Genomic DNA, 17,708 nt, shown 5'->3' with positions numbered 1-17,708 from the left:
AGGCCCGGTAAGCGCACGCCACCGGGCAATAATCGTTTTACTTCGCCAGGCGCGCTTCAATGGCGTCCATCAACATCCCGGTGATAGAGATCGGGTATTCCGCTTCAATTTCACGCACGCAGGTTGGGCTGGTCACGTTAATTTCCGTTAAGCGGTCGCCGATAATATCCAGACCGACGAAAATAAGCCCTTTGGCTTTAAGCGTCGGCCCAACGCGGCGGGCGATTTCCCAGTCGCTTTCGCTCAACGGACGGGGTTCGCCGCGACCGCCAGCCGCCAGGTTTCCGCGGGTTTCGCCGCCCTGCGGAATACGCGCCAGGCAGTAAGGCACCGGCTCGCCGTCGATGACCAGTACGCGCTTATCGCCCTCTTTGATCGCGGGCAGATAGTTTTGCGCCATACAGTAGCGGTTGCCCAGCTCGGTCAGCGTTTCGGCAATAACGCCCATGTTAGGATCGCCTTCCTTAACGCGGAAAATGGACGCGCCGCCCATACCGTCCAGCGGTTTCATAATGATATCGCCGTGCTTTTCCCAAAATGCTTTGAGCTGCGCTTTATTGCGCGTTACCAGAGTTTCCGGCGTCAGATCGGAAAACCAGGCGGTATACAGTTTTTCATTACAGTCGCGCAGGCTCTGCGGTTTGTTGACGATCAGCGTGCCTTTCTCTTCGGCGCGTTCCAGAATATAGGTCGCGTAAATAAACTCGGTATCAAACGGCGGATCTTTGCGCATCAAAATGACGTCCAGATCGGCCAGCGGCAGGTCCTGCTCGTCATTCAATTCATACCATTTATCGTAGTTTTGCTCCACGCTCAACATTCGCGTGCGGGCGCGCGCTTCGCCGTTAATCAGATACAGGTCGGCCATCTCCATATAATGAAGTTCATAACCACGACGTTGGGCTTCCAGCAGCATAGCGAAACTGGTGTCTTTCTTGATGTTGATGTTTGCGATGGGGTCCATCACGATGCCGAGCTTGATCATTATTTTCTCCGTTAACGCTTCATCCTAAGTCGCCAAAACGCACCTGTAGCGCGGTAATGGCGGTGAGCGCAGTTGTCTCAGTACGCAGAACGCGAGGTCCTAACAGAATATCAGTAAACTGATAGCGCGCGGTCATCGCGATTTCGTCCGCCGACAGCCCGCCTTCCGGGCCGATCAGCAGTCGGACACGTTCAACCGGCAGCGGCAGGGTGTTGATGCTGGCATGGGCGCGCGGATGAAGATTGAGCTTCAGCCCAGAATCTTGCTCGGCGCACCAGGTTTCCAGCGCCATCGGCGGGCGAATTTCCGGCACCCGATTACGCCCGCATTGTTCGCAGGCGGCGATGGCGATCTTTTGCCACTGCTGGCGCTTTTTGTTCAGACGTTCACTGTCCAGTTTAACGCCGCAGCGCTCAGAGAACAGTGGCGTAATGAGGCTTACACCCAGTTCGATCGATTTCTGGATAGTAAATTCCATTTTTTCACCGCGCGACATCACCTGGCCCAGATGGATATGCAGCGGCGATTCACGATCGTCGATTTCGCCTTTCATCACTTGCACTTCAACGCTTTTCTTACTGGCGCTAATGATTTCAGCATCGAAGACCTGATTGCTGCCGTCAAACAAGTGTAAAGCTTGTCCCGGCCCCATGCGCAGTACACGACCAATATGGTTGGCCGCATCTTCGCATAACGAAATTTGCGTACCGGACGTTAACAATTCTGGGTGATAAATGCGGGGAATACGCATAATAAAAAATCCGCGTCATGGCCCCGGCGTTTGGATATCCAGGGCATGGGTTAACAAGAGTCCCGCTAGTGTAGGTTAGCTCTTTTGCGCCTGGCAAGCGCGTTGCACATAGGGATTATGATTGCCCTGCACCTTCGCGATACGCGCATCGCGTTCGCACTCCCAGGCGGTAACGGGGTACTGCTTATCCCAGACGTTAAAAAGCTGCGTTTGTTGACGGGAAAGTTTCAGTTGGTATTGGTCGCGCATATAAAAATAGGTGCGGGCGATTGCGCCGCGGGTGCGGGCGGGCGGCTCGGCGATTTTTGCTTTAAAATCCACTTTCATGGTGCACTGCCCGTACTGGCCTTCGCCGCCGTTCCACTGGCTATACATAAAGTTGCCGCGATCGCCGTTCACTTCGCCAATCGCGGGTTGCAGGTTATGCATATCGCTTTCTATTTTGCGATAGACCGGGTCTTTAGCGCAGTTTTTTCGCCCGCCATCCTGCCAGCACTGGCGCTGATGGCCGAATTGCCAGGCGGGGACAACGTGCTCCCACTCAATTCGTCTGGCGCGATTCTCGTTTTTACGCACCTTATAGCCGCAGGACGCCAGGTCTACGACGCCTTTTTTACCCTGCCAGCGGATTTGGCACCCGCAGTAAAAGCTGCCGGGCGCGTCGGCATTAACTTTGACGCTCGCCGCTTTGGCCTGAGAGAAACTGGTAATGCCGTCGGCCAGTGCATGGCCTGAAAACGCCGCTGCCAGCAACACAGCGGCAAAAGAAAAATTACGGTACATCGCACACTCCATAGCAAAACGAGCCCGCAACGTAACGAAAGTTGTACCTGTATGCAATCAGTTCGCTCGGGAAAGTTCCCAAACGTTTCGGAAACTACCCGGCGACCAGCGGTTCGCCGCAGCGAATGCAACGATAAACCGCTTCGCCGCGTACCACGCGGTTATGGCGGCGGACGGTAAGTTGATGTTGCTGGCATTGGCAATGGTAAGGAAAGGTAGTGCGCCGTACGGATTGCAGTTCAAATTGATGAGTGCGTCTGGCCGGAACGCCCAGCACGCTTTCCATCATCCACTTCCACTCCTTGCCATGCGGGGCCTTGCGTCCGAAGTGCTTCCACACCAGCAGATGCGCCAGTTCATGCGGCACGACCTCTGCGATAAAGGTGTCAGCGTTTTCTATCAGCAACACCGGATTGAGGCGGATTTCGTAGCTCTCGAGCCAGGCGGTACCCGCCGAGGTGCCGCGTTGCGTATACACCAGTTTCGGCTCCGGATAATGTCTATCGAGCTTGAGGTTAGCCTGGGCGAGATTTTCCCGCAGACGACGCATCACAGCCTGCTGAATAGCGATAGGGAGACGAGGGGTTTTCATAGCGGCAGAGAATAGTTCGAGGAGAGAGGGACTGCAAGAAAAACACTTCCTCCCGTGGCGGGAGGAAGTGTGTGGAAGTTAGTCGTGGGCGCCGATTTCGCGCAGTTTACGACCTTTCATCAGGTTACGTTCAATGTGTTCCAGCGAAACGTGTTTGGTTTCCGGCACCAGCCACAGGGTCAGCAGGATAAACAGTACGTTCAGGCCTGCGTAGACCCAGAAGGTGTTGGCGTTACCCAGATTGTTCAGCATGGTCAGGAAAGTTGCGCCGACGATCATATTGGCGATCCAGTTGGTCGCGGTGGAGCAGGTGATGCCGAAATCACGGCCTTTCAGCGGCTGGATTTCGGAGCACAGTACCCAAATCAGCGGACCGGCGCTCATCGCAAATCCAATGATGAACATCAGCAGCATAGCGATAGCGAAGTATTGCGCAGACGGCGAATGGATGCCGATGTGCATCATCGTACCCAGAATCCCCATACCAATCGCCATGACCAGGAAGCCCAGCGTCAGAGTAGGCTTGCGACCCCAGCGGTCAACCAGACCGATAGCGATAAAGGTTGCCAGGACGTTAGTCAGACCAACGATAACGGTGCCCCACATCTGCTCCGTTGTGTTGGTGTATCCCGCCAGTTCGAAGATTTTTGGCGCGTAATACATGATGACGTTCATCCCGGTAAACTGCTGCATTACCTGCAACAGAACACCAAGAAATACGGCGCGGCGGAAGTTACTGTTTTCTTTGAACAGCGCCCAACCGCTCTGTTTAACCTGCAAACTTTCGCGAATTTCATCGAGCTCACGTTTTGCTTCCGCACTGGTATCACGCAGGCGCAACAGGACGCGTTCAGCATCATGGAAGCGGCGTTTCGCCGCAAACCAGCGCGGGCTGTCCGGCAGGAAGAAGACGCCGATCAACAGCAGAATGGCCGGGATGATGATCACGCCGAGCATCCAGCGCCATGCGCCGCTGTAGCTGAATGCGGTATCGGACAGATAAGCGCCCAGAATCCCGATGGTGATCATGAGTTGGTACATTGAGATCATACTGCCGCGAATTTTCTCCGGCGCGATCTCAGACAGGTACAACGGCGCAGTGTAGGAAGCGACGCCAACGGCCAGACCCAGCAGCACGCGAGAAATAATCAGGACTTCAACGTTAGGTGCCGCAGCGGAGAACAGTGAACCGGCAACGAACAGGATAGCGCCGATCATCAGGCTTTTTTTACGACCCAGCCTAAAGGAGAGCCAGCCGCTGCCGACAGCGCCGACGGCCGCGCCAAACATCATGGAGCTGACCACCCATTCCTGAGTGTGTGCGGTAATCTGGAACTCGTCGGTAATGAAGGGTAAAGCACCGGCGATAACGCCGATATCCAGGCCAAAAAGTAATCCTGCCAGGGCTGCAAGAAAGCAGACAAAAAATGTCATGGCCTTGTTGGAACGCCCTTGTTTTTTATTGTCAGGCATTATGCCCTCCGATTGGGTTAGCAATTTTATCGATGTTAAGAGTAGGTGAGTACGCCGTAAAAATATGTGAGGGCAATCACAATGGTGTAATCGTTTACACTACTATTTATCACTGTGATTATTTAATTATCTGAAAAATAATAGTTTTAATAATCTTATAACCATATCAATCGCCTGGTATTCAGACAAGGCTGAAAAACAATGTAACATTTTCATCTCAGGATAAGCACACCGATAGTGACATTGTCAGTTCTTAATGAAAATGAATGTAATCGCTTTCATTGTTGCTGAAACGGAATGATGAAAAGTGTAGTCGAAGAAACGAAAGGGGAGAGCGGATTGTGCTGTGCATCACAAAAAGGTCAGTGTAAATACACTCTGGAGCATCTGATAGCGCTGCGTTTATCAGCAATGATAAAGGCCAGCATGGCGCTGGCCTTTATAAGCACGGCATGGTTTACCTGACTGAAAAACACCGTCAGGTGCGGGCGATTATTTCAGACCGGCAGCATCGCGCAGCAGTTGCGCTTTGTCGGTTTTCTCCCACGGGAAGTTTTCGCGACCGAAGTGGCCGTAAGCCGCGGTTTCTTTGTAGATCGGGTGCAGCAGATCCAGCATCTGAATCAAACCGTACGGGCGCAGATCGAAGAATTCGCGCACCAGCAGAATCAACTGTTCAGCAGGCACTTTTTCGGTTCCGAACGTTTCCACCATGATGGACGTCGGCTCCGCTACGCCGATAGCGTAGGAGACCTGAATTTCACAGCGATCCGCCAGACCTGCCGCCACGATGTTTTTCGCGACATAACGCGCAGCGTAAGCTGCAGAACGGTCAACTTTCGACGGATCTTTACCGGAGAAGGCGCCGCCGCCGTGACGCGCCATACCGCCGTAGGTATCAACGATGATCTTACGACCGGTCAGGCCGCAGTCGCCCATTGGGCCGCCGATAACAAAACGACCGGTTGGGTTGATAAAGAACTTAGTAGACGTATTTAACCATTCAGACGGCAGAATGGGTTTGATGATCTCTTCCATCACCGCTTCTTGCAGCGATTTCTGGTCGATATCTTCTGCGTGCTGCGTAGAGAGAACCACGGCGTCGATACCGACGATTTTGCCATCGTCATACTGGAAAGTGACCTGGCTTTTTGCATCCGGACGTAGCCATGGCAGAGTGCCATTTTTACGCACTTCAGCCTGACGCTGTACCAGACGGTGCGCGTAGGTGATTGGCGCAGGCATCAGTACGTCGGTTTCATTCGTCGCGTAGCCAAACATCAGGCCCTGGTCGCCCGCGCCTTGTTCCAATGGGTCTGCGCGGTCAACGCCCTGGTTGATATCCGGAGACTGTTTGCCAATTGCGCTCAGTACCGCGCAAGAGTTGGCGTCAAAGCCCATGTCGGAATGCACATAGCCAATTTCGCGCACCGTATTACGGGTGATCTCTTCGATATCGACCCAGGCGCTGGTGGTGATCTCTCCGCCAACTAAAACCATGCCGGTTTTGACGTAGGTTTCACAGGCGACGCGTGCTTTCGGATCCTGTTGCAGGATGGCGTCTAACACGGCATCAGAGATTTGGTCAGCGATTTTGTCAGGATGCCCTTCTGATACGGACTCAGACGTAAAAAGGTGTTTTGCCATATTTAATTTCACCTAAGGAGAATTTAGTTAGCTCAAACTGTTGTGCGGAATAGTCAGGGTAGAAGCTTCTACCATGAGTCTGAAGGTCACTGACACTGGCAGTCTGAGTGTTAATCAGTATGGATGGATTAACATCTGGACGGCTATTTTAGGTCACTTCTTCGCCCAATTTCCAGCTTTTTTTGAAGGCCGTCGCATCGTCGGTCAAAATCAGGCGGTAAACGTTTCTGACGATGCTGACATTATGCGCATTTATGCTTTGCTTTTTTTCTGCGTTCTGGGTATAAAACGCGACGCGCGGCTCATACAAAAGCACACGACGTTTTCTTCGTGTCGCCACTTCCAGCCGGGTTAAAACGTTGCTTTGGCTTGTGGGTTCGTCTTACGAGGCGGCCGTGGAGGTGATACGAGATAATGAACCGTTGTATTCTGCTGAATCTGTCGCATCGTTCTGGTGCGCGCATGTCCCCCGCAATCTGCATCTCTGCTTTGCATACCTGCCGATGTTATACCCATCTCGGCGCTTCTCAGGACTCCAGAGCCGGCAATGGCGCTGAAGACTGAACAAGGGCTCTCTTGTTAACGCAAGAGTTTTCTCGTGGTTTCGCCGAACCGTTATCTGTGAGTTCGGTTACGTGTTTTACAATGATATGAAAAAGAAACCGGTCGCGCAGGCGGAGCATCAGCACTATCTGCTGGAAAATCCGCTTGTTTATGGGTTGTTATCGCGTCTTCGGATTGCGATAGTAGTCAACTGTTTTACACTTGCTAATAAAATTTGAGGTTCGCTATGTCTGACGACATTTCTATGGGTTCGCCTTCGTCAGCAGGCGAACAGGGTGTACTACGCTCCATGCAGGAGGTTGCAATGAGCTCCCAGGAAGCCAGCAAGATGCTGCGCACTTACAATATTGCCTGGTGGGGCAATAACTACTACGACGTCAACGAGCTGGGCCACATCAGCGTGTGCCCTGATCCCGACGTACCGGAAGCGCGTGTCGATCTTGCCAAACTGGTGAAAGCGCGCGAAGCGCAAGGTCAGCGTCTGCCGGCACTGTTCTGCTTCCCGCAGATCCTGCAACACCGTTTGCGTTCGATTAACGCGGCGTTTAAGCGTGCGCGTGAATCGTACGGTTATAATGGCGACTACTTCCTCGTTTACCCGATTAAGGTCAATCAGCATCGCCGCGTGATTGAATCCCTTATCCATTCCGGTGAACCGTTGGGGCTGGAGGCGGGGTCGAAAGCTGAATTGATGGCGGTGCTGGCGCATGCCGGCATGACCCGTAGCGTGATCGTCTGTAATGGTTATAAAGACCGTGAATACATTCGGCTGGCGCTGATTGGCGAGAAGATGGGCCATAAGGTTTATCTGGTCATCGAAAAGATGTCTGAAATCGCTATTGTGCTGGAAGAAGCCGAGCGGCTGAGCGTGGTTCCTCGTCTGGGCGTGCGTGCGCGTCTGGCCTCTCAGGGGTCCGGTAAGTGGCAATCCTCCGGCGGCGAAAAATCAAAATTCGGCCTGGCGGCGACGCAGGTGCTGCAACTGGTAGAGACCCTGCGCGACGCCGGGCGTCTGGACAGTCTGCAACTGTTGCACTTTCACCTTGGGTCGCAAATGGCGAACATTCGCGATATCGCGACCGGCGTGCGCGAGTCCGCCCGTTTCTATGTTGAGCTGCATAAGCTGGGCGTTAATATCCAGTGCTTCGACGTGGGCGGCGGTCTGGGTGTGGATTATGAAGGTACCCGCTCGCAGTCCGACTGTTCGGTGAACTATGGCCTGAACGAATATGCCAATAACATCATCTGGGCGATTGGCGATGCCTGCGAAGAGCATGGTTTACCGCATCCGACGGTGATTACCGAGTCTGGCCGCGCCGTCACCGCGCACCATACTGTACTGGTGTCTAACATTATCGGCGTGGAGCGTAACGAATACACGGAACCGACTGCCCCTGCTGAAGATGCGCCGCGCGCGCTACAAAATCTGTGGGAAACCTGGCAGGAGATGCATAAGCCTGGCACCCGCCGCTCGCTGCGTGAGTGGCTGCATGACAGCCAAATGGATTTGCACGATATTCATATTGGCTACTCTTCCGGCGCGTTTAGTTTGCAGGAGCGCGCCTGGGCGGAACAACTTTACCTCAGTATGTGCCATGAGGTGCAGAAGCAACTGGACCCGCAAAACCGTGCGCATCGTCCGATTATCGACGAACTGCAAGAGCGAATGGCGGACAAAATGTACGTCAACTTCTCGCTGTTCCAGTCAATGCCGGACGCGTGGGGGATCGATCAACTCTTCCCGGTGCTGCCGCTGGAAGGATTAGATCAGGTACCGGAACGTCGTGCTGTGTTGCTGGATATTACTTGTGATTCCGATGGCGCTATCGACCACTATATCGATGGCGACGGTATCGCCACGACGATGCCGATGCCGGAATACGATCCAGAGAATCCGCCGATGCTCGGCTTCTTTATGGTTGGTGCCTATCAGGAGATCCTCGGTAACATGCACAACCTGTTTGGCGATACTGAAGCGGTTGACGTGTTTGTCTTCCCGGACGGTAACGTCGAGGTTGAGCTGTCTGACGAAGGCGATACCGTTGCGGATATGCTGCAATATGTGCAACTGGACCCGAAAACTCTGTTAACGCATTTCCGCGACCAGGTAAAACAGACGGATCTGGACGATGCGTTGCAGCAACAGTTCCTCGAAGAATTTGAAGCGGGACTGTACGGGTATACTTACCTGGAAGACGAGTAGCCGTTGATGCCCGGTGGCGCTGCGCTTACCGGGCCTACGAGTGCAGGCTGGATAAGGTAAAGCTGCCACCCGGCAGAATGCTATACTCACTTGAACCCGTATGAATTAACGGCGATAATTCGCCGCAATAGCGATTTACAAATCAATCCCTTCCTCGTCGGGTTTAACGACGCGGAGGGGATTTTTTTCATCTGTTTTAATGCAACGACTCTAAAAGAGGTCAGGACATGAGCACTTTAGGTCATCAGTACGATAACTCACTGGTTTCTAATGCGTTTGGTTTTTTACGTCTGCCAATGAACTTTCAGCCGTATGACAGCGATGCCGACTGGGTGATCACCGGCGTACCGTTTGATATGGCAACGTCCGGTCGCGCTGGCGGTCGTCATGGCCCGGCGGCGATCCGTCAGGTATCGACCAATCTCGCCTGGGAACATCACCGTTTCCCGTGGAATTTTGACATGCGTGAGCGCCTGAATGTCGTGGACTGCGGCGATCTGGTGTATGCGTTTGGCGATGCCCGTGAAATGAGTGAAAAATTACAGGCGCACGCCGAAAAACTGCTGTCTGCGGGTAAGCGTATGCTCTCTTTCGGCGGCGACCACTTTGTCACGCTGCCGCTGCTGCGCGCCCACGCCAAACATTTTGGCAAAATGGCGCTGGTACATTTTGACGCGCATACCGATACCTACGCTAACGGCTGCGAATTCGATCACGGCACGATGTTCTACACCGCGCCGAAAGAAGGCCTGATCGATCCGCATCATTCGGTGCAGATCGGTATTCGCACCGAGTTTGACAAAGACAATGGCTTTACCGTACTGGATGCTTGTCAGGTCAACGATCGCGGCGTGGATGATATCCTCGCTCAGGTGAAACAGATCGTCGGCGATATGCCGGTCTATCTGACCTTTGATATCGACTGTCTGGACCCGGCGTTTGCGCCTGGTACCGGTACGCCAGTGATCGGCGGTTTGACCTCCGATCGTGCCATTAAACTGGTACGCGGTCTGAAAGATCTGAACATTGTCGGTATGGATGTGGTAGAAGTCGCGCCGGCTTACGATCAGTCGGAGATCACCGCTCTGGCGGCCGCGACGCTGGCATTAGAAATGCTCTATATCCAGGCGGCGAAGAAGGGCGAGTAATCGCGCATTGCCCGGCGGTGTGACGCTTACCGGGCCTGCGTGTTGGCCAGATAAGGCGTTCACGCCGCCATCCGGCACTGTTCAGGGATTATTTGATCCCGTCCGCGCTCATGCGATCGCGCACATGCTGCGCACGCGCGGCGGATGCCGGATGATCGTCGAACATCGAGCTTTGACGGCCCGCTTCCAGTTTTGCCAGTTTCTCAAAGCTGGTGGCGAGTCCTGCCGGACTGATACCGCGTTTGCGCAACAGATCGTAAGAATAATCATCCGCTTCGGACTCCTGACGCTGGGAGAACTGCGAGTTCACCAGTTTTTCGCCAAGATCGCCAAGCTGTGATTGCGACAGGCTGCCGACAACCCCTCCTGCCGATGCCGCCGCGACGCGCACCGCGTTAGTACCCAGCGCGACCTGCATCCCTTTCTTTACATGACCCAGCGCGACATGGCCCATCTCATGGCCGATCACTGCTTCAACTTCGTTATCGGTCATCATATCCATTAGCCCGCTGTAGACGCGGATACAGCCGTTCGCCATGGCAAATGCGTTGACGTCTTTCGTCTCGTAAACCTTGTAGTTCACCGGCTGGCCGTTAATGTTATCCCCCAGAGCGGCGGCGATTTTTGCCAGTCGTTTGGCGTATTCGCTGCTCGCTGGCGCGATTTTCGCTTTGCTGTCGAGTTCTTTACAGGATTGATCGCTCAGCGCTTTTACCTGCGCATCGCTTAACGTATAGGCCTGAAAAGCTTCAGCGCCCGAGGAAAGCAGTCCATTGGAGTCCATATTCTGGCAGCCAGTCAGTGCCGTCGCCATGCCCAAAGCAAACAGTGAAGCGCGAATTTTCATTTTTCTCTTCCATACGAATCAATATTGTTTTGAAATGCGCCGGTTGCAGATGAATTAGCGCCTGGGTTAAGTATAAAGAAAAGCTCGGCAGGCAAGTTAGCTAATTGGGTAACATGCGAGCACGATCCGGAGATTTCTGAAGCGGTAAAAGGATGTTCCATGTACATGACGCGCGGCTTGGGGTAAATTGTTGGCAAATTTTCTGGCGTAGCCCAAAACGCGCTGTCGTCAAGTCGTTACGGGCATGGCCTTTCAACATCCGATCTGGAGTCAAAATGTCCTCACGTAAAGAGCTTGCCAATGCTATTCGTGCGCTGAGCATGGACGCAGTACAGAAAGCCAAGTCCGGTCACCCCGGCGCCCCGATGGGTATGGCTGACATTGCCGAAGTCCTGTGGCGTGATTTCCTGAACCACAACCCGACCAACCCGTCCTGGGCCGACCGCGACCGCTTCGTGCTGTCCAACGGCCACGGCTCCATGCTGATTTACAGCCTGCTGCACCTCACCGGCTATGATCTGCCGATGTCCGAGCTGCAGAATTTCCGTCAGCTACATTCCAAAACGCCGGGTCACCCGGAAGTGGGCTACACCGCGGGTGTTGAAACCACCACTGGTCCGCTGGGTCAGGGTATTGCCAACGCCGTCGGGATGGCGATTGCCGAGAAAACTTTGGCGGCGCAGTTTAACCGTCCTGGCCACGACATCGTTGACCACTTCACCTACGTCTTTATGGGCGACGGCTGCATGATGGAAGGCATTTCTCACGAAGTGTGCTCACTGGCCGGTACTCTGAAGCTGGGCAAACTGATTGCGTTCTATGATGACAACGGTATCTCCATCGATGGTCACGTTGAAGGCTGGTTCACCGATGACACCGCGAAACGTTTTGAAGCCTATGGCTGGCACGTTATCCGTGGCGTTGACGGTCATGATGCAGACGCCATTAAACGCGCCACGGAAGAAGCTCGCGCCGTGACTGACAAACCGTCCTTGCTGATGTGTAAAACCATTATCGGTTTCGGTTCGCCGAACAAACAGGGTACCCACGATTCCCACGGTGCGCCGCTGGGCGACGCGGAAATCGCACTGACCCGCGAACAGTTGGGCTGGAAATACGCGCCGTTCGAAATCCCGTCTGAAATCTACGCCCAGTGGGATGCGAAAGAAGCCGGCCAGGCGAAAGAGTCGGCCTGGAATGAGAAATTCGCTGCTTATGCGAAAGCCTTCCCGCAGGAAGCTGCTGAATTCACCCGTCGTATGAAAGGCGACATGCCGGCTAACTTCGATGCGAAAGCGAACGAGTTCATCGCTAAACTGCAGTCTAACCCGGCGAAAATCGCCAGCCGTAAAGCGTCCCAGAATGCCATCGAAGCCTTTGGTCCGCTGTTGCCGGAATTCCTCGGCGGCTCCGCAGACCTGGCGCCCTCTAACCTGACCCTGTGGTCCGGTTCTAAGGCTATCAATGAAGACGCGGCGGGTAACTACATTCACTACGGCGTGCGCGAATTCGGTATGACCGCTATCGCTAACGGTATCGCCCTGCACGGCGGTTTCCTGCCGTACACCTCGACCTTCCTGATGTTCGTCGAATATGCCCGTAACGCGGTGCGTATGGCGGCGTTGATGAAACAACGTCAGGTGATGGTTTACACCCACGACTCCATCGGTCTGGGTGAAGATGGCCCGACGCACCAGCCGGTCGAGCAGGTGGCAAGCCTGCGCGTAACGCCGAACATGTCCACATGGCGCCCGTGCGACCAGGTGGAATCTGCGGTGGCGTGGAAATATGGCGTAGAGCGTCAGGACGGTCCAACCGCGCTGATCCTCTCCCGTCAGAACCTGGCGCAGCAGGAACGTACTGAAGAACAGTTGGCGAATATCGCCCGCGGCGGCTACGTACTGAAAGATTGTGCGGGCCAACCGCAGATTATCTTCATTGCGACCGGTTCAGAAGTTGAACTGGCGGTTGCCGCTTACGAAAAACTGACTGCCGAAGGCGTGAAGGCGCGCGTGGTTTCTATGCCGTCCACCGACGCATTTGACAAGCAGGATGCGGCTTACCGTGAATCCGTGCTGCCGAAGGCGGTCTCTGCGCGTGTGGCTATTGAAGCGGGTATCGCTGACTACTGGTTCAAATACGTCGGCCTGAACGGCGCTATTGTCGGTATGACTACCTTCGGTGAATCCGCCCCGGCAGAGCTGTTGTTTGAAGAGTTTGGCTTCACTGTGGACAACGTGATCGCCAAAGCGAAAGCACTGCTGTAATCCTTAATACGGCATAAAACGGGTCGCTTCGGCGACCCGTTTTTTTATCGGTAGATACATTTATTTTTCGCTAACAAGTTTTTATTTGTGATTTTTGTCACAATTTTTATATTATGTTATTTATTGTATTTGTAATTAATATCACAAAATGAAGATTGCTTTTTATTTTTATTGTTTTAACTAATTGTTTTATAGGTGGATTATAATCTTATCACTTTAAGTGCTCGCTTTTTCGCCTGGATTGATTTCATTTTGCCGCCCGCGTATTTTATTTTTAACGACAGGTTGTACCCTAAAAATAAAATAAGGAGAGCTTATGCGGTTAATAGATTATTTTCCTGAAGCATCTATTACAATAAGACCATCGGCACAAAATTGGCAGGAAGCTGTTGATTTTTCCATGTCATCGCTTTTGGCTAATCGTTATATAAATTCAAATTATATTCAGGCTATCAAAGATTCAACAATCAGTAATGGTCCTTACTATATTCTGGCGCCCGGTGTCGCGATGCCTCATGCTCGCCCCGAATGCGGCGCGTTAAAAACCGGGATGTCATTAACATTGCTCAGGCAGGATGTACAGTTTACCGACGAGGATGACGGCATAAAATTATTAATCGGCCTGTCAGCAGCAGATTCAGATTCACATATTGGTGCTATTCAGGCGTTAAGCGAACTATTATGTGAAGAGGATATTTTAGCGGCGTTATTAGCTGCGAAATCAGAAAAAGAGCTGGCGGATATTATAGCTCGCGCATAATTATTCTCTCCTTTACAGGATATTATTATGGAACACAAGTCTGCTCGTGCAAAGGTCCAGGCTTTTGGGGGCTTTTTGACCGCGATGGTCATTCCCAATATCGGCGCTTTTATTGCCTGGGGTTTTATTACTGCATTATTTATTCCGACCGGGTGGATGCCAAATGAGCATTTCGCCAAAATTGTCGGTCCGATGATTACCTATTTACTGCCGGTAATGATTGGTTCTACCGGTGGACATCTGGTAGGCGGAAAACGTGGCGCCGTGATGGGAGGAATTGGCACCATTGGCGTTATTATCGGCGCTGATATCCCCATGTTTCTTGGCTCAATGATTATGGGGCCTCTCGGCGGTCTGGTCATTAAACATATTGATAGGTTGCTGGAGAAGCGGATTCCCGCCGGTTTTGAGATGGTGATTAATAACTTCTCGCTGGGTATCGCCGGGATGATTTTGTGTCTGCTGGGTTTTGAAGTGATTGGTCCGGCGGTACTCATTGCCAATAACTTTGTGAAGGAGTGTATTGAATCGTTGGTACATGCGGGCTATCTGCCGCTGTTGTCCTTAATCAATGAACCGGCAAAAATCCTCTTTTTGAACAATGCTATTGATCAGGGCGTTTATTATCCGCTGGGAATGCAACAGGCGTCGGAAACCGGAAAATCTATTTTCTTTATGGTGGCCTCTAATCCGGGGCCTGGCTTAGGTTTGCTGCTTGCCTTTACGCTATTCGGCAAAGGAATGGCAAAGAAATCTGCGCCTGGCGCCATGATTATTCATTTCCTCGGCGGGATTCATGAGCTCTATTTTCCCTACGTGCTGATGAAGCCATTAACACTCATCGCCATGATTGCTGGCGGGATGAGCGGAACATGGGTGTTTAACCTGCTGGATGGCGGCCTGGTGGCAGGGCCAAGCCCGGGTTCAATTTTCGCCTATCTGGCGCTGACGCCGAAAGGTTCTTTCCTCGCTACGATTGCTGGCGTAACGGCGGGAACGGCAGTGACCTTTATTATCACCGCTTTCATTTTGAAAATGGAAAAAAGTAGCGAAGCCGACAGCGAAGATACTTTTAGCGATTCCGCTAAAGCGGTGAAAGTCATGAAGCAGGAAGGCAAATTTTCATATCGCGACGTGAAACGCATCGCCTTTGTCTGCGATGCGGGGATGGGCTCCAGCGCAATGGGCGCGACAACGTTCCGCCGACGTCTGGAAAAGGCGGGCCTGACTATCGACGTTAAACATTACGCTATCGAAAATGTACCGGATGATGCCGATATTATTGTTACCCATGCCAGCCTTGAAGGACGTGTTAAGCGAGTCAGCAATAAGCCCTTAATACTTATTAAGAACTATATTGGCGATCCGCGCCTTGATGATTTATTTAACCATTTGACATCGAATTAATATTTCAGGTTTCTGGAGTAAATATGAAAACGAAAGTAGCTGCTATATATGGCAAGCGGGATGTCCGTATCCGTGAGTTTGAATTACCCGACATTACTGAAAATGAACTGCTCGTAAGCGTAATTTCCGACAGCGTATGTCTCTCTACCTGGAAAGCCGCCTTATTAGGCAGTGAACATAAGCGAGTGCCAGATGACCTGGAAAATCATCCAGTCATTACCGGTCATGAATGTGCCGGAATTATCGTCAAAGTAGGAAAAAACCTGACTGGTAAATATAAAAAAGGACAGCGTTTTGTTTTACAACCGGCGATGGGCTTGCCGAGCGGTTATTCTGCCGGCTACAGCTACGAATATTTTGGCGGTAACGCCACGTACATGATAATCCCGGAAGTAGCGATTAATCTGGGCTGTGTTTTACCGTATCACGGTTCTTATTTTGCCGCAGCATCGCTGGCGGAACCCATGTGCTGCATTATTGGCGCCTATAATGCGAATTATCATACAACGCCTTATGTTTATGAACATCGGATGGGAGTCAAACCCGGCGGTAATATCGCGCTCCTGGCTTGTGCCGGTCCGATGGGCATTGGCGCGATTGATTATGCCATTAACGGTGGGCTTCAGCCGTCGCGAGTGGTGGTGGTAGATATCGATGAGGCCCGCCTGGCGCAGGCGAAAAAACTGCTGCCGGTCAAACAGGCCGCCGAGAAGGGCATTGAGCTTATCTATGTGAATACCGCGGGCATGGCTGATCCTGCTGCGCAACTTCGGGCATTAACCGATGGCGCAGGATTTGATGATGTGTTTGTTTATGCAGCTGTTCCGTCCGTCGTTGAAATGGCTGACGATCTTCTCGCAGAAGACGGTTGCCTGAATTTCTTTGCCGGGCCGACAGATAGCCAGTTCAAGGTACCGTTTAATTTTTACAATGTGCATTACAACAGTACCCATGTCGTAGGGACATCCGGTGGCTCCACGGATGATATGAAAGAGGCTATTGCGTTAAGCGCAACAGGACAGCTTCAGCCTTCATTCATGGTGACGCATATTGGCGGGCTGGATGCAGTGCCGGACACCGTGCTCAACCTGCCGGATATTCCCGGCGGTAAAAAGCTTATCTATAACGGCGTCACCATGCCGCTGACGGCGATTACTGATTTCGCTGAAAAAGGGAAAACGGAGCCGTTGTTCAGGGAGCTGGCGCGTCTGGTTGAAGAGACGCACGGCATCTGGAACGAAAAAGCGGAAAGATACCTGCTGGCGCAATTTGGCGTGGATATCGGGGAGGCGGCATGATGTCTCTGACATGGCCGCTATTTCGCATTACGGAACAGGCGGCGTTAGCTGCCTGGCCGCAAACCGGATGCGGCGATAAGAACAAAATTGATGGGCTGGCTGTTACCGCAATGCGACAGGCATTAAATGATATCGCCATCCGTGGGCGGATCGTCATCGGCGAGGGGGAAATCGATCATGCGCCCATGTTGTGGATTGGCGAAGAGGTTGGTAACGGTGAGGGGCCGGAGGTGGATATCGCCGTCGATCCTATAGAAGGCACCCGAATGGTCGCCATGGGACAAAGCAATGCGCTGGCCGTCATGGCGTTTTCGCCCCGGGGCAGCTTGTTACATGCGCCTGATATGTATATGAAGAAGCTGGTCGTAAGCCGCCAGGCGAAAGGGGCGATTAATCTGGCGTTGCCGTTAACGGTCAACCTGCGAAACGTCGCCAGGGCGCTTAACAAGCCGCTGGAGGAGTTGCGTATGGTGACGCTGGATAAACCACGGTTGCAGCCTGCCATTGCCGAGGCGACCCAACTGGGCGTGAAAGTTTTCGCCCTGCCCGATGGCGATGTGGCGGCCAGTGTCCTGACCTGTTTGCAGGACAATCCTTATGATCTGATGTATACCATTGGCGGCGCGCCTGAAGGCGTCATTTCCGCCTGTGCGGTAAAAGCGTTGGGCGGTGATATGCAGGCGGAGCTGCTCGACTTCTGTGAAGCGAAAGGGGATAACGCTGACAACCGTCTGGTGGCGCAACAGGAGCGTCAACGCTGCGAAGAGATGGGCGTTGCGGTTAACCGCGTCTACTCCCTTGACGAACTGGCGGCCGGTAACGACATTCTCTTTAGCGCGACGGGCGTTACGGGGGGCGATCTGGTTAATGGGATCCAACGGGTTGCGAACGGTGTGCGCACGCAAACTTTACTGATCGGTAGCGCAGATCGAACGTGTAATATTATAGACTCTCTGCATTCATGGTGACCTATCGAGAAACGA

At 52.8% G+C, this 17,708-nt stretch carries 18 protein-coding genes; 10 read left to right on the top strand and 8 right to left on the bottom strand.

Annotated features, from left to right (window positions below; all coding sequences use genetic code 11):
* Positions 1-37: 37 nt before the first annotated feature.
* From gshB to galP, 5 genes are all read right to left on the bottom strand, one after another.
* Positions 38-985, bottom strand: a complete 948-nt coding sequence (gene gshB / locus ACE15A_RS19630) for a glutathione synthase (protein WP_053508145.1) — start codon at positions 983-985, stop codon at positions 38-40.
* 19 nt (positions 986-1,004) lie between these two features.
* Positions 1,005-1,736: a 16S rRNA (uracil(1498)-N(3))-methyltransferase gene (rsmE, locus tag ACE15A_RS19625; protein WP_023247111.1), complete on the bottom strand. Its 732-nt coding sequence runs from the start codon at positions 1,734-1,736 to the stop codon at positions 1,005-1,007.
* Between the two features lie 75 nt (positions 1,737-1,811).
* Positions 1,812-2,519, bottom strand: a complete 708-nt coding sequence (gene endA / locus ACE15A_RS19620) for a deoxyribonuclease I (protein ID WP_023247112.1) — start codon at positions 2,517-2,519, stop codon at positions 1,812-1,814.
* A gap of 94 nt (positions 2,520-2,613) precedes the next feature.
* Positions 2,614-3,111: a SprT family zinc-dependent metalloprotease gene (locus tag ACE15A_RS19615; protein ID WP_053508144.1), complete on the bottom strand. Its 498-nt coding sequence runs from the start codon at positions 3,109-3,111 to the stop codon at positions 2,614-2,616.
* A 78-nt stretch (positions 3,112-3,189) separates the two neighbouring features.
* Entirely contained in the window at positions 3,190-4,584 is a 1,395-nt protein-coding gene (gene galP, locus ACE15A_RS19610) for a galactose/proton symporter (RefSeq protein ID WP_023247114.1), read from the bottom strand.
* A 297-nt stretch (positions 4,585-4,881) separates the two neighbouring features.
* Here galP and ACE15A_RS19605 point away from each other — a divergent pair, with 297 nt between their 5' ends.
* Positions 4,882-5,049: a hypothetical protein gene (locus tag ACE15A_RS19605; protein ID WP_154707535.1), complete on the top strand. Its 168-nt coding sequence runs from the start codon at positions 4,882-4,884 to the stop codon at positions 5,047-5,049.
* 27 nt (positions 5,050-5,076) lie between these two features.
* Here ACE15A_RS19605 and metK read toward each other — a convergent pair whose 3' ends face one another.
* Both metK and ACE15A_RS19595 read right to left on the bottom strand, forming a co-directional pair.
* Positions 5,077-6,231: a methionine adenosyltransferase gene (metK, locus tag ACE15A_RS19600; protein WP_001062140.1), complete on the bottom strand. Its 1,155-nt coding sequence runs from the start codon at positions 6,229-6,231 to the stop codon at positions 5,077-5,079.
* Between the two features lie 148 nt (positions 6,232-6,379).
* Entirely contained in the window at positions 6,380-6,547 is a 168-nt protein-coding gene (locus tag ACE15A_RS19595) for a hypothetical protein (RefSeq protein WP_063390815.1), read from the bottom strand.
* 98 nt (positions 6,548-6,645) lie between these two features.
* On the opposite strand from ACE15A_RS19595, the gene ACE15A_RS19590 reads away from it, so the two are divergent.
* The 4 genes from ACE15A_RS19590 (at position 6,646) to speB (ending at position 10,146) form a co-directional block, all read left to right on the top strand.
* Positions 6,646-6,795 (top strand): hypothetical protein, encoded by a 150-nt coding sequence (locus ACE15A_RS19590; RefSeq protein ID WP_001751809.1) that lies wholly within the window; start codon positions 6,646-6,648, stop codon positions 6,793-6,795.
* 86 nt (positions 6,796-6,881) lie between these two features.
* Positions 6,882-7,013: an acid stress response protein YqgB gene (gene yqgB, locus ACE15A_RS19585; protein ID WP_023247116.1), complete on the top strand. Its 132-nt coding sequence runs from the start codon at positions 6,882-6,884 to the stop codon at positions 7,011-7,013.
* 8 nt (positions 7,014-7,021) lie between these two features.
* The gene (speA, locus tag ACE15A_RS19580; protein ID WP_053508142.1) at positions 7,022-8,998 is read left to right on the top strand and encodes a biosynthetic arginine decarboxylase; all 1,977 of its coding nucleotides are present in this window, start codon (positions 7,022-7,024) and stop codon (positions 8,996-8,998) included.
* Between the two features lie 227 nt (positions 8,999-9,225).
* On the top strand, positions 9,226-10,146 hold the full coding sequence (speB, locus tag ACE15A_RS19575; protein ID WP_000105550.1) for an agmatinase: 921 nt from the start codon (positions 9,226-9,228) through the stop codon (positions 10,144-10,146).
* 88 nt (positions 10,147-10,234) lie between these two features.
* Here speB and ACE15A_RS19570 read toward each other — a convergent pair whose 3' ends face one another.
* A complete protein-coding gene (locus ACE15A_RS19570) occupies positions 10,235-10,993 on the bottom strand; it encodes a M48 family metallopeptidase (RefSeq protein WP_023247118.1) in 759 nt (252 codons plus the stop codon).
* Positions 10,994-11,268: 275 nt separating this feature from the next.
* Between ACE15A_RS19570 and tkt the strand changes: the two genes are divergently transcribed.
* The 5 genes from tkt to glpX all read left to right on the top strand — a co-directional run bounded on the left by tkt (position 11,269) and on the right by glpX (position 17,693).
* On the top strand, positions 11,269-13,260 hold the full coding sequence (gene tkt / locus ACE15A_RS19565) for a transketolase (protein ID WP_053508141.1): 1,992 nt from the start codon (positions 11,269-11,271) through the stop codon (positions 13,258-13,260).
* Between the two features lie 316 nt (positions 13,261-13,576).
* Complete coding sequence (cmtB, locus tag ACE15A_RS19560; protein WP_023247120.1) at positions 13,577-14,020, top strand: PTS mannitol transporter subunit IIA; 444 nt, start codon at positions 13,577-13,579, stop codon at positions 14,018-14,020.
* Between the two features lie 27 nt (positions 14,021-14,047).
* Positions 14,048-15,427, top strand: coding sequence for a PTS mannitol transporter subunit IICB (locus ACE15A_RS19555; protein ID WP_023247121.1), 1,380 nt, complete (start codon positions 14,048-14,050; stop codon positions 15,425-15,427).
* Between the two features lie 23 nt (positions 15,428-15,450).
* Complete coding sequence (locus ACE15A_RS19550) at positions 15,451-16,725, top strand: zinc-binding dehydrogenase (RefSeq protein ID WP_023247122.1); 1,275 nt, start codon at positions 15,451-15,453, stop codon at positions 16,723-16,725.
* Positions 16,722-17,693, top strand: coding sequence for a class II fructose-bisphosphatase (glpX, locus tag ACE15A_RS19545; protein ID WP_053508139.1), 972 nt, complete (start codon positions 16,722-16,724; stop codon positions 17,691-17,693). Before ACE15A_RS19550 ends, glpX begins: the two co-directional genes overlap by 4 nt.
* The last annotated feature ends 15 nt before the right edge of the window (positions 17,694-17,708 follow it).

It is taken from the genome of Salmonella sp. HY31 (assembly GCF_042604575.1).
Classification (GTDB): Bacteria; Pseudomonadota; Gammaproteobacteria; order Enterobacterales; family Enterobacteriaceae; genus Salmonella; species Salmonella diarizonae.
Note: the sequence above shows the minus strand (reverse complement) of the source record. Positions and strands in the feature narration are given on the sequence as shown.